Raw genomic sequence first — 13055 nt, forward strand, 5'->3', positions numbered from 1 at the left:
GAAAATTGGCTGTGCTGGGTTTATGCTGTATCCACAGAGAGCCGTTTCGCAAGATTTCAACTATCGCTTATTTTAATTTTTATTATTTAATCTCTTATTCGATTACGCCATTTCTGAACGGAGCATATCGAGTCCGACACGAACGATGCGTTGCAGTTCCATCTTTGAAGAGCAGACGAATTCGCAAAGGGCGAAGTCTTCGGGAGCTACTTCATAGATGCCGAGTGCTTCCATACGGTCGATGTCACCGGCGATAATTGCTTTAATCAGATATTCGGGTAGAATGTCCATTGGGAATACTCTATCGTATTCACCCGACATAATCATGTGACGTTCGCCACCTTTGATACGGGCATCCAACGTATATTCCTTCTTACCCATCAACCAGCTGAAATAAGAACGATTGGCACTGAACTGGTTGAAACGCGGCATGATCCATCCAAGCATTTCGTGAATGTCGTCACCTTCGGGGATAACAGTCAGTTGGCTATGGAATGCGCCCAAGAATCCGTTCGGGGATACTTGCTTTCCTGTCAGCACGTTACCGCTGATGTAGCGTAAATCTTTGTCTTTTGTTACATTGCCGGCAAACACGTTGGTGAGCAATGCGCCTACCTGTAGTTTGCAGTATGCAGGTTTCAACACTTCGGAACCTGTCACAGCTACTGTACGGGTGAAATCTACATGGCCTGTATTGAAGAGGCGACCGATGAAGATTACGGCTTGCGGATCAATAGTCCATACCGTTTCGCCCTTGGATACGGGGTCGAGGTGGTTGATCTGAACGCCTACATTACCTGCAGGGTTCGGTCCGTCGAATGCGGTGATTGTAACGTTCTTAGCCTGTGTCAATGCGGCAGCGTTCTGTTTCACACTGATGTTCAGGTAGGTTTTTGCCAGTTTGGCAAGAGCATCAAGCCCTGTCTGGAAGTTTGCTTCTTCACCTTTGAGGGCGAACTCGAAATCCGGAGCCAATGGATTGGTATCAAATGCGGAGATGAAGATTCCTTTCGGGGTTACCGTCGGATCTGCAATGATGTCATAAGGACGCTGTTTGATAAACGCGAAAAGTCCGGCTTCTAACAGAGCGGATTTCACAGCTTCAGCATCCATCGAAGCAACATTCTTTTTCCCAAAATCTTCATAGTCCTGCTCTGCAGCAGCTTCTACTACGATGTTCAATACCTTACGACGAGCACCACGTTCTACACTCGTCACCACGCCGCTCACCGGCGAAACAAATTTCACTTCAGGATGATACTTGTCGATAAACAAGGGTCCACCAGCCATTACATATTCCTGCTCTTTCACAACTACCTTAGGCGTCACTCCAGGAAAGTCATCGGGTACAAGTGCGTAGAATCCCGGTTCTTTTACTGTTGCGTACGTTTCAGCAGCTTTTCCTTTCAGGTTTATGTCAAGGCCTTTACGTAACTTTATTACATTTGCCATGCTATATAAAATAATGGTTTCATAAATTTGCCGCAAAAGTAATAAATAAGATTGGGATTCGGTAGGAAAAAAGAAAGGAATTACGGAAAAATATCCGTAATTCCTTTCGTGTTCGTGCACGTAATCTTTTATCTTTTGTTCCGGAACAAAAGACAGAAGCAAAGAAAAAGAACTATTCAGCAAACATAGGATCCCAAGCAGGAAGTCGGATAGGCTTCTGTTTCAACACCTCGAGAGCTTTTTTCGATGCATATTTCGTTTCTACTACTAGACGGAACATATATTCGTTAAACCAATCATCTGTCATAATGAGATAACCCTGATAACCGGCAGCAGGCCCCCAACTATTTTCAACCATCCATTTCGTCGGTTTTCCATTTTTGTCAAGATCGACGGCCATAAGAGTCATGGCGTGACTGGAGCCACTGGCAAAACTTTGGATACGTTGCTTCTTGTTCATGCCAAAAGAAGTACCCATAAGAGATTCGTAGTCGTAGTTTTTGACATCCAGTAGACCACGGTCAGAGTTTAGAAACTTACCTACATCGCAAGAAAAATACATCATTGTGCTATCCTTGAGAGAAGAAATAGCCATTTCTTTGATATCCTCGATGGGGAGATTGACATACGTCCAGTTTTTGCCGTCGTAACGGTGGCGGTCGTAGTCTATCTCATAACACTTATAATATTCACGGCTCGGATCGTTCATTAACATGACATAATTATCAATCAGTTTTTCGTCACCATACTTTTTCAGGAAAGAAAGTGGAGTGTAAGTTTCGGTAGACACAGGCTCACCCTTAGCGTTATATTCAGTCCAGGTAAATTCAGTAGGAGGAACACCGAGATTCAACACTAACATGCGGTAGATGGTGCTCAACATCTCTGTTTTTGTTTTCTCAAGGGCAGCAGGCTTGACACCTTGCGCAGCGAGATCACGGAGTTGAAGCCCCTGTTCACGAAGTTTCAGGGCAATCAGACCTGCCATACGGGAGGTATTTTCACTACTGTTGGTTTCCGGCATCACATCTTTGGGAACAAGCCCGTATTTACTGACAATATCGGCTACACCGGTGAATGTTCCACCATCACTCAAAGGATTACGGAAGAGCCATTCCACCATTTTATCATCCATCGGCTTACTGCTGGTATCGATAATACCTTGCAGAAAGAGGTTGGCTTTCTCCAGTTGGTCGAAGAAGAAAGGATAAGTTTGCGAGAATTCGAAGGAACCGAGGTTATGCTTGGCGATCGCTTTGGCACGCATCACATTCAAACCTGTAAAAAGCCAGCAACGACCAGAAGATTTTTGGTCGGTGATACCTTTAGAAGACACTTTGATAGAAAAATGCGTATCCATGCCTTTCAGGTTATCCTGGTTGAGAGCCAGTTTACGGATGTCGTTGTTGCCGATGGCGTTGCGGATAGCCTTGTCGGTAGGAGTGTTTGCATAACTCTGCTTGATTTGTTGCATCATGGAGTCGCTGATGCCTCCTTTCACTTCTTGCGCTTGTGTAGAATAAGAAAAAGCACAGAAAACAAAAATTGATAAAATCTGTTTATTCATTGATATAAATAATTAATTAATAGGCTGACGGATCATGATATACTGATAAATTTTGTTTTGGTGTATGGGATTAAATCATGCAATTTTATTTACCAGCATATCGAAAAACATCTTATTCTGCAAAAATACGATTCTTTTTTAGATTTATTATCTAAGAACATCAAAACTAATCGGAATAAAAGAGTTTTCTTTGCAGTCGAATTCCTCACAGAGAAATTATGAAGAAATATATAATAGGAATATTGGTGATGCTTCCATCCATCAATATGATGTCAGCTACGGCTGATAGTACGGCAGTAAAAAGCGATGAACTGCAAATGTCTACAACTTCTATCAGTGATACTACTCCTACAGATATTGAAGACACCCCGTCAGACACCATTCCTGCCCTTTCCAAGCGCGAGTTGCGTCGCCAGCGCGTGGCAAACCGGAATTTGCACTATAACATATTAGGTGGTCCCAGTTATACGCCGGACTTCGGTTTATTAGTAGGCGGTAGCGCACTGATGACGTTTCGGATGAATCCGAGTGATACCACTCAACGGCGTTCAGTAGTGCCAATGGCCATCGCCTTGATGTTCAAGGGCGGCTTGAATCTGATGACGAAACCACAGCTCTTCTTTAAAGGCGACCGTTTCCGTATCTTCGGAACCTTCTCTTATAAAAATACAATCGAGAATTTTTATGGCATCGGATATTCCACTAATAAAGATTATGAACGTGGAGAAGATACCAGCGAGTACCGTTATAGCGGCATTCAAGTAAACCCCTGGTTCTTGTTCCGTCTGGGAGAAAGTAATTTCTTTGCAGGTCCTCAAGTCGATTTGAACTATGACAAGATAACTAAACCGGCTGCGGGGATGGTTAATGAGCCCTCGTACATTGCGGCAGGAGGTACGGAGCACGGATACAAAAATTTCAGTTCGGGACTCGGCTTCCTATTGACGTATGACACACGTGATATTCCCGCCAATGCTTATAGCGGAACTTACCTTGACTTCCGGGGAATGATGTACAATAAAACGTTCGGCAGTGATAATAATTTTTATCGATTGGAAATCGATTACCGCCAATACAAAACAGTAGGACGCCGCAAAGTGATAGCCTGGACAGTGCAAAGCAAAAACGCATTCGGAGATGTACCCCTAACAAAATATGTACTTAGCGGGACCCCCTTCGATCTTCGCGGTTACTACATGGGACAGTTTCGCGACAAGTCCTCGCATGTCATGATGGCCGAATACCGCCAGATGATAAATACGGACAAAAGCACTTGGGTAAAAAAGATGTTAAGTCATATAGGATATGTAGCCTGGGGAGGATGCGGATTCATGGGACCCACTCCGGGCAAGATAGAAGGTGTGCTTCCCAACCTCGGATTGGGATTACGTATCGAAGTTCAACCCCGTATGAATGTACGCCTTGATTTCGGCAGAGACATGGTGAACAAGCAGAATTTGTTCTACTTCAACATGACAGAAGCCTTTTGACGCCATTTACGCGACAAATTGTGCACAATTTACAAGAAAGATTGTAAAATAGATAATAAAAGACTGCACATAAATGAAATTAATCCTTATATTTGCGCAAGCTATAACACAGCAAGAGCAAATAATAGGATTTTTTTATGAAGCAATTTATATATTTTTTTTCGGGGTTATTACTTCTGTTCATCTCTACCACCCGTGTAGTTGCACAAGAAGTGTCTGACTATTCTCAACTAAGTGAAGAAGATTATAGTAAAATAGTTCTCCCCCCACTATCAGTTTTATTCGAAAATGCCAAGAACAGCCCCATTTATGAGATGGCGGACGTAAAGGCGAGAATTGAGCGCAAATTACTCCAAAAAGAGAAATGGTCATTTCTAGGTTTCTTCAGTTTACGGGGGAGCTATCAATACGGAATGTTCGGTAATGAGTCCACCTATACGGACGTGGCAGTCGCCCCATATCTTACCTACTCCACTCAAGCGCAAAATGGTTACACAGTAGGTGCAGGTCTAAGTATTCCATTGAACGATTTATTCGACCTCAAAGGACGTGTCAGTCGGCAAAGACTCACACTAAAAAGTGCAGAGTTGGAGCGGGAAGTGAAGTATGACGAAATCAAAAAGAATATTATTGAGATGTACGCAATGGCTACCTCACAGATGAGAGTTCTTCAGATGAGAAGCGAGAGTCTTGTGCTTGCCAATGTGCAATATGAAATATCTGAAAAGAATTTTGCTAACGGAACGATAGAGTCTACGGATTTATCGACAGATAAAGAGCGTCAGTCTCAAGCCCGTGAAGCATATGAGAAAAGTAAGTTTGAACTAACAAAGAGTTTAATGATACTTGAAGTTATTTCACGCACCCCCATCATACGAAAATAAAAAACTAAGATATGAACTTTATCATTTCTATTATACGGACCCTTTTTCGCCATCGTTGGCTGATATTGATAGGAACCGCTCTCTTCACATTGATGGTCATATATTATACACGCCACATGCGGGGAGGATATGATGTAAAGGCTACACTCTACACAGGTGTAGCATCAGGATATAACCTGGAGAGTGATAAGCGTACCGACTGGGCAACAGTACAAAATTCGATGGATAATCTAATCAGTATCATGCAAGCTGAAAGTACACTCAAAAGAGTATGCTTGCGGCTATTTGCCCGTATCCTCATCCAAGGAAGTCCAGATAAAGAAAATAACGGTATTACAGCTTCCAGCTACAACTACACCTACAATCATTTAAAAAACAGTCCAAATGGTAATGAGATACTGAAACTAATCGATAAATCAAGTGAAGACAAAACAGTAGCCAATCTGGAAGCATATATGCGCCCCCACAGAGACAACTACATATATGGATTATTTTATTATAATCACCCATTTTACAGCTATAATGCACTGAAAAATATAAAAGTGCAACGCCGTTTGACCAGTGATTTGTTAGACATCAGTTACTCATCTGGTGATCCCGGTATTGTCTATAATACTGTCAGTATCTTGATGGATGAATTTGTAGAAGAATACCGCCGTATACGTTACGGGGAAACAGATAAAGTAATCAAATATTTCGAAGAAGAGTTGGCACGGATTGGCAAACAGCTTCGACTGGAAGAAGAGGATTTGACCAAATATAACGTACAAAAACGTATCATCAATTATCTGGATGAAACAAAAGAAATAGCTGCTATCAGTAAAGAGTTTGAACTAAGAGAACAAGATGCACTGTTTGCATTCAATAGCACTAAATCCATGCTTGAAGAATTAGAGAAACACATGGACAGTAATGCCAAACAGGTGCTCAAAAACATGGAGTTTGTAGATAAACTGCGAGAAGCATCCAACATTACCAGCAGAATTTCAGAAGCTGAAGCAATGACTGATTCCAAGAAAGAGGATTCTCAGTCAGTAGAAAGTGATAAAAAGCAGTTAGCTAAAATCAAGCAAGAACTGAATGATCTGACAACTTCTTACGTTGGTCATAAATACACCAAAGAAGGTGCTTCACGAACCAATATCATCGATCAGTGGCTAGAACAAACCTTACTCTATGAAAAAGCTAAAGCAGAACTCCTTATCGTGCAAAATGCTCGTCAGGAATTGAACGAGCGATATGTATTTTTCGCACCGGTAGGTACAACTATCAAGCAAAAAGAACGTTCTATCAACTTTACCGAACGTAATTATCTGACTGTATTGCAAAGCTACAATGAAGCCTTATTAAGAAAGAAGAATTTGGAAATGACTTCTGCGACCTTAAAGGTATTGAATGAGCCGACCTATCCGATTGCGTCCAACTCAACTAACCGGAAGCAAATTGTTATTGCCGCTTGTATAGGAAGCTTTATTATTATAGTAGCTTTATTACTGTTGATTGAAATGCTTGACAGAACTTTACGAGATGCCAGTCGTAGCAAACGAGTAACCGGTTTTAAAGTTATAGGCGCTGTTCCCAGTACAAAATCCTCCCGTTATGGCGGATTAGCCAAAACTTATGTCCAAATTTCCATAAAAGAGTTGAGTAATGCATTACTTCGTTTCTTAACCAAGCGCAAGTCTCCAGGTGTATTCATCATCAACCTCTTCAGTACCAGCAACCATTCCGGGGAAGAAGAACTAGGAAATTTGATCTGTGGATATATGCAAAGCCGTATGCTAAATACAAGATTCATTACCTACGGAGTAGATTTCAACACAGACTCCACACAATACCTGCTTGCAAAAAATATCACAGACTTTTATACTTTACAAGGAGAAGATATATTGATAGTTGCCTATCCACCATTGTCTAAGAGTAATATCCCGAGTGCGCTACTACATGACGCTAACGCCAACATTTTAGTAGCTCCAGCAGACCGTGGTTGGAAAACTATCGACAAACAACTTTGCGAACAACTTATGCAACAACTGGGTAAAACAGATGTTCCATTCCGTCTCTGCCTCACCAATGCTTGTCGCGAAGCAACAGAGGACTTTACAGGACAACTTCCTCCCTATACATTATTACGTAGAATCGGTTACCGTTTCAGTCAATTGTCATTAACAGAAAAAATGATATTCAACCTCAAGAGAAAAGCAAAAGAAGCAGAAGACGAGGACGATGACGAATAGGGTAATTACATTCCATATCCTGCTTGCTGCACAGTTTGCACTGATTGCGGTAAGTATGCTTGTAAACGTTAAGACAGGACTATTCTCAATGGTACTTATCTTACTGTTTACCGCCATCTGTCTAATACAACTTAGCAATGACGAGCGTACAAATTGGAAACCCGGTCAAAATATAATGACCTATCTCTTTATTGTCTGGCTACTGTTTTACGTAGCAGAAATATTGAATCCCAACAATGTGATGGCAGCATGGAACATCAATCTCACTCCATACGCCCTCATTCCGTTAATATGTGCATTCGTCGTTCCGGTTGTCATACGTACCAAGAAGGACGTTGAACTACTGCTAATAATATGGTCGATATTCGTCATAATATTCACCCTAAAAGGTTATTGGCAAAAAAATCATGGTTTCAGCTCCAAAGACCTTTATTTCTTGCATGTACTGGGAGGCGCACGCACTCACATTATATGGTCGGGAATCCGTTACTTCTCCTGCTTCTCAGATGCCGCAAACTATGGGGTACACGCTGCCATGTCGGCAGTCACCTTCGCCATTGCTGCATTTTTTGTTGATTCGAGATGGAAGCGTATCTACTTCCTTTTTATCGCTTTTTGCGGTATTTACGGAATGGGGATTTCCGGAACCCGTTCTGCCATGGGTGTTCTTATGGGTGGTATGCTAATGATAACCATCATAGCTAAAAACTGGAAAGCACTATTAGGCGGCATATTCATATCCATTAGTGTATTTGTGTTTTTCTATTATACCAATATTGGAAGTGGAAATCAATATATCCACAAAATGCGTTCCTCTTTCCATCCTACGGAGGACGCTTCATACCTTGTACGTGTTGAAAACCGGCAAAGAATGAAAGAATTGATGGCAAGAAAACCTATCGGATACGGCATCGGACTCTCTAAAGCTGGAAATTTTGAATCAAAAGAACAAATGCCCTATCCTCCCGACTCATGGTTGGTAGCCGTTTGGGTAGAGACAGGAATCGTCGGTCTGATTCTCTATCTTGCCATTCATGGTGTCCTCTTTGCGTGGTGTTCATGGATATTAATGTTTAAAGTACGCAATAAAAGTTTACGCGGATTAATAGCAGCATGGATATGCATGGACGCAGGTTTTTTCATAGCCGCTTATGTCAACGACGTAATGCAATACCCTAATCAATTGACTGTATATATAGGATTCGCACTCTGTTTTGCTGCTCCACATATTGACAAACGTATCAGCGAAAAGAAAGCGGAAGAAGAAACAGTAACAGAAGAAGATTTAATATCCACCCAAGAATTCAACGAACAAAAATGACAAACAATACTCCGGACATATCATTTATAACAATCTGCTATAACGGATTCAAAGACACCTGTGAGTTGATAGAGTCCTTGCAAAGCAAGATACACTCTGTGAGCTACGAAATCATTGTTGTTGACAATGCCTCACGCGAAGACGAAGCAACCCAAATACACAACCTGTATTCCTCCGTCATTGCTATCCGCAGCAATGAGAATAGTGGTTTTTCCGGTGGTAATAACATAGGCATCCGGGCAGCAAAAGGCAAATATATATTCCTTATTAATAATGACACCTACATTGAGTCAGACAATATCGCATATTTAATAGAACGACTGGAAAGTCGTCCAGAAATAGGAGGAGTATCACCTAAGATACGTTTCGCATTTCCACCGCAACACATACAGTTTGCCGGCTTCACCCCTTTATCACAAATCACACTACGTAACAATATGCTGGGATTCGACTGTCCGGATGATGGTACATTCGACACTCCCCACCCCACTCCTTACCTGCATGGCGCCGCCATGATGATAAAGCGGGAAGTCATTGAAAAAGTAGGAATGATGCCAGAGATATTTTTTCTCTATTACGAAGAATTAGACTGGAGTACGAGTATGACCCGTGCCGGATATGAACTGTGGTATGATCCTCGCTGTACCGTTTTTCATAAAGAAAGCCAAAGTACAGGACAGCTAAGCAAACTGCGTACTTATTTCCTGACGCGCAACCGTCTGTTTTATGCACGACGCAATCTAAAAGGATGGAACCGTATCGCCTCCGTCCTCTATCAAAGTACCATCGCTGCCGCAAAAAACAGCCTGGTCTATGTACTTAAAAGACGTTTCGACTTAAGCGCTGCAGTATTCTATGGAGTAAATTCCGGGCTTTTCCGCTCTTCATCTGAAAAGAAGAGCACTATTCTACCGAAAAAGGGAGGTACTCCCCTATCCGAATTATCCGAAAAGCAAACTACCACTGTATAAACTCTAAATACTATGAATATCGTCGATTGGATTCTCTTCACCCTCCTTGGACTTTGCGTATGCTACTTATTGCTATACGCGATTGCCTCCAAATTCTACCGGGCACCCCATTTTCCGGAAGCCCGTACATTCCGGCGTTTTGTCGTATTCTTCCCAGCCTACAAGGAAGACCGTGTTATTGTGTCCTCCGCGCGCAGTTTCCTAGAGCAGGATTATCCACAGGAATTATTCGACGTCATCGTTATTTCCGACCAAATGCAATCTGCAACCAATGACACACTGCGTTCTCTGCCTATTCGCCTACTGATAGCGGATTACAAAGAAAGCTCCAAAGCTAAAGCCCTGACAATGGCAATAGATTCTATCGAAGGCGAACCTTACGACATTGTAGTCATCATGGATGCCGACAACCTGACTTCCCCGGATTTTCTGGCAGAAGTAAACCGTGCATTTGACAACGGTGTAAAATCTGTACAAGCTCACCGAACAGGCAAGAACCTGAACACAGATATTTCTGTTCTCGACGGTATTAGCGAAGAAATCAATAACGGCATTTTCCGCAGTGGGCACAACGCCCTTGGACTTTCAGCTGCTCTGTCCGGTTCAGGAATGGCTTTTGAAGCAGAGTGGTTCAGGCAAAATGTGAAACACCTCGAAACGGCAGGTGAAGACAAAGAGTTGGAAGTATTGCTTTTACAGCAACGAATTCACACCACTTACCTGCCACAGATACCAATCTATGACGAAAAGACACAGAAAGAAGAAGCCATCAGCAATCAACGTAAACGTTGGATAGCTGCACAATTCGGCATTCTCCGCAGTTCACTGTCCGGACTATGGAAAGCAATCTGTCAAGGCAATATCGACTACTGTGACAAAATAATACAATGGATGCTTCCGCCACGATTGATACAACTGGCAGCTGTTTTCGGACTGACGCTTATTTTCACTACTATCGGCATCTGGTTAAGCCTTCAAGGCAATTCCTCCGGACACGAATGGACAATAGCCATTAAATGGTGGATATTATCTGCAGCCCAGATAGCAGCAATGATACTCCCCATACCGAACAACCTGCTCAACAAGCAATTAGGAAAAGCTATCATCAAGATACCCATGCTGGCACTTACCACTATCGGCAATCTATTTAAGTTGAAAGGAGCCTACAAGAAGTTCATCCATACAGAGCATGGAGAAGAACATTCATAACCAGAATTTACTTAACGCAGCAACTTAAGAAAAAGCCTTATTATAATAAGAAAGAAAAACATCATCACCCCACTAAAAAGAAAAGATTATGAAAATAGCCATTGAAGCCCAACGTATCTTCCGTCCTAATAAACATGGAATGGATTTCGTCGCTCTCGAAACAATTCGAGAGTTACAGAAAATGGATCATGAGAATGAATACTTTATCTTTATCAGTCCGGGCGAAGACAGATGCCTCGAGAGTTCGGACAACGTGCATATCATTGAATTAAAGTGCCCCACATATCCGCTTTGGGAACAGGTGGCTCTTCCTCAAGCAGTGAAAAGCATTAAGCCTGATCTGTTACATTGCACCAGCAACACGGCTCCTCTCCATTGTTCTGTACCATTGGTACTGACACTACATGACATTATTTACCTAGAAAAACGACAGTCGTCCAGCCTGTCATGGTATCAGGAAATGGGGTGGCATTATCGTCGGCTCGTCGTCCCCCGTATACTTCCCAAATGCAAAAAGATTATCACTGTCTCACAATTCGAACGAAAGCGGATTCTCGAAGCGTTACACTTACCAGAAGAACAACTAGTAGCTGTGTACAATGGCTTCAACAGTCACTTTCATCTACAACCGAAAGCGCCTAAGATAACCCGGAAGTATATCGATGCAGAAAACTACCTGTTCTTTTTGGGAAATACTGATCCTAAAAAGAATACCCCAAGAGTATTAAAAGCATACAGCGACTACCTGAAACAGTCGGTACAAAAACTCCCACTACTTATTGCCGACCTCAAAGAAGACGCTATCGACCGGATCTTGGAAGAAGAAAAGATAACTGAAATCAAAAGTTATCTTCGCTTCCCCGGATACATTGCAAATACCGACCTTCCAGCACTTTATGCTGGAGCATTCGCATTCCTTTATCCTTCTCTTCGGGAAAGCTTCGGTATCCCAATGTTGGAAGCAATGGCCTGTGGAACACCTATTATAGCAGGTAATACATCAGCTATGCCTGAAATAGCCGGAGAAGGTGCTTTACTAGCCGACCCGTTTAATTCTAAAGACATTACAGAAAAAATACTGCAACTGGAAAGTGATGAAACATTCTATCAGAAACAAGTAGAATATGGATTAAAACGCAGCCAACAGTTCTCTTGGCGGAACGCAGCAGAGTCACTGCTAAATATATACAAAGAGTTTGCTTAATAAAAAAATAATAATTAGAAATAACAAAAAGAGCGGGCGTCCTATAACAGTGCCCCGCTCTTTTTGTTCGCCTCATGAATTCTCATTTGGTCTCCAAGCATCCCACTATTTTTTTTATCAAACTTTCGAACTACATACCACATAGTAAAAAAACATCTATCATACTATCATACATTTCAATAATCATCTAATTATCAAAAGAATAAACATGAAAGATGACTTTCAAAAAATGTATCTATCATATTTTTATTGCAAAAAACAGGTATCTATCATGTCTATACTATGTCTATTTTAGTATAGTATTAGATGAAATTAGCCTTTAAAAGGCATGAGGATGCACACTATATAGGAAATAACCTGTATCTGACAGCTTAATAATCTATTGGGAGCGGTGGTCTTTCTATAGCTCACACATGCAGGCTATATAGCCCACGCGTAAGCATTCGGTCACGTGCGTGTTTGTTTCCCTTCTTTTCCTTCCTACCTTTGTGTCTTCATTACAATCTTAATCCATAATGTGTTCAGTATTAGTATTTTCTAGCGAAAGTGATAAACTACGTAGCCTTTTTTCCGAGTCTAACCATTTTGATTCGGTTCTTTTCATATTTGATGGTGGTCGTCGTTATAAAGTTTCGGCTTCCAGCCTTGGTATCCATTCCCCTCAGGACCTACTTCTCCCTTTAGGCCTTGGTCTTTTCCGTAGCAGTCCTTTCTGGTCCT

Annotated in this window: 9 protein-coding genes; 7 read left to right on the forward strand and 2 right to left on the reverse strand. The window is 41.9% G+C overall.

Annotated elements, in window-relative coordinates; genetic code table 11:
- Positions 1-102 precede the first annotated feature (102 nt).
- Together HMPREF0106_RS01460 and HMPREF0106_RS01455 are read right to left on the reverse strand one after the other, a co-directional pair.
- The gene (locus HMPREF0106_RS01460; protein ID WP_032811845.1) at positions 103-1452 is read right to left on the reverse strand and encodes a Na(+)-translocating NADH-quinone reductase subunit A; all 1350 of its coding nucleotides are present in this window, start codon (positions 1450-1452) and stop codon (positions 103-105) included.
- A gap of 172 nt (positions 1453-1624) precedes the next feature.
- Positions 1625-3019 (reverse strand): C1 family peptidase, encoded by a 1395-nt coding sequence (locus HMPREF0106_RS01455; RefSeq protein ID WP_004315907.1) that lies wholly within the window; start codon positions 3017-3019, stop codon positions 1625-1627.
- A gap of 218 nt (positions 3020-3237) precedes the next feature.
- Between HMPREF0106_RS01455 and HMPREF0106_RS01450 the strand changes: the two genes are divergently transcribed.
- The 7 genes from HMPREF0106_RS01450 to HMPREF0106_RS01420 all read left to right on the forward strand — a co-directional run bounded on the left by HMPREF0106_RS01450 (position 3238) and on the right by HMPREF0106_RS01420 (position 12335).
- A complete protein-coding gene (locus HMPREF0106_RS01450) occupies positions 3238-4509 on the forward strand; it encodes a BamA/TamA family outer membrane protein (RefSeq protein ID WP_009041161.1) in 1272 nt (423 codons plus the stop codon).
- Positions 4510-4646: 137 nt separating this feature from the next.
- Entirely contained in the window at positions 4647-5393 is a 747-nt protein-coding gene (locus HMPREF0106_RS01445) for a TolC family protein (protein WP_008775873.1), read from the forward strand.
- 11 nt (positions 5394-5404) lie between these two features.
- Positions 5405-7630 carry a GumC family protein gene (locus HMPREF0106_RS01440; RefSeq protein ID WP_032849487.1) on the forward strand — a complete coding sequence of 742 codons (2226 nt, stop codon included), beginning with the start codon at positions 5405-5407 and terminating at the stop codon, positions 7628-7630.
- Positions 7620-8951 (forward strand): O-antigen ligase family protein, encoded by a 1332-nt coding sequence (locus tag HMPREF0106_RS01435; protein ID WP_008775875.1) that lies wholly within the window; start codon positions 7620-7622, stop codon positions 8949-8951. The genes HMPREF0106_RS01440 and HMPREF0106_RS01435 overlap by 11 nt, the downstream gene beginning before the upstream one ends.
- On the forward strand, positions 8948-9922 hold the full coding sequence (locus HMPREF0106_RS01430; protein WP_008775876.1) for a glycosyltransferase family 2 protein: 975 nt from the start codon (positions 8948-8950) through the stop codon (positions 9920-9922). The genes HMPREF0106_RS01435 and HMPREF0106_RS01430 overlap by 4 nt, the downstream gene beginning before the upstream one ends.
- A 12-nt stretch (positions 9923-9934) precedes the next feature.
- Complete coding sequence (locus HMPREF0106_RS01425) at positions 9935-11131, forward strand: glycosyltransferase (RefSeq protein ID WP_008775877.1); 1197 nt, start codon at positions 9935-9937, stop codon at positions 11129-11131.
- Positions 11132-11219: 88 nt separating this feature from the next.
- Entirely contained in the window at positions 11220-12335 is a 1116-nt protein-coding gene (locus HMPREF0106_RS01420; protein WP_008775878.1) for a glycosyltransferase family 4 protein, read from the forward strand.
- Positions 12336-13055 lie beyond the last annotated feature (720 nt).

Origin of the sequence: Bacteroides sp. D22 (assembly GCF_000163675.1) — a bacterium.
GTDB classification, from domain to species: Bacteria; Bacteroidota; Bacteroidia; order Bacteroidales; family Bacteroidaceae; genus Bacteroides; species Bacteroides xylanisolvens.

Bases quoted from the DNA above. Each gene is read 5' to 3' on its own strand.
- HMPREF0106_RS01460 (WP_032811845.1), bottom strand. From the start codon at position 1,452: ATGGCAAATGTAATAAAGTTACGTAAAGGCCTTGACATAAACCTGAAA.
- HMPREF0106_RS01455 (WP_004315907.1), bottom strand. From the start codon at position 3,019: ATGAATAAACAGATTTTATCAATTTTTGTTTTCTGTGCTTTTTCTTAT.
- HMPREF0106_RS01450 (WP_009041161.1), top strand. From the start codon at position 3,238: ATGAAGAAATATATAATAGGAATATTGGTGATGCTTCCATCCATCAAT.
- HMPREF0106_RS01445 (WP_008775873.1), top strand. From the start codon at position 4,647: ATGAAGCAATTTATATATTTTTTTTCGGGGTTATTACTTCTGTTCATC.
- HMPREF0106_RS01440 (WP_032849487.1), top strand. From the start codon at position 5,405: ATGAACTTTATCATTTCTATTATACGGACCCTTTTTCGCCATCGTTGG.
- HMPREF0106_RS01435 (WP_008775875.1), top strand. From the start codon at position 7,620: ATGACGAATAGGGTAATTACATTCCATATCCTGCTTGCTGCACAGTTT.
- HMPREF0106_RS01430 (WP_008775876.1), top strand. From the start codon at position 8,948: ATGACAAACAATACTCCGGACATATCATTTATAACAATCTGCTATAAC.
- HMPREF0106_RS01425 (WP_008775877.1), top strand. From the start codon at position 9,935: ATGAATATCGTCGATTGGATTCTCTTCACCCTCCTTGGACTTTGCGTA.
- HMPREF0106_RS01420 (WP_008775878.1), top strand. From the start codon at position 11,220: ATGAAAATAGCCATTGAAGCCCAACGTATCTTCCGTCCTAATAAACAT.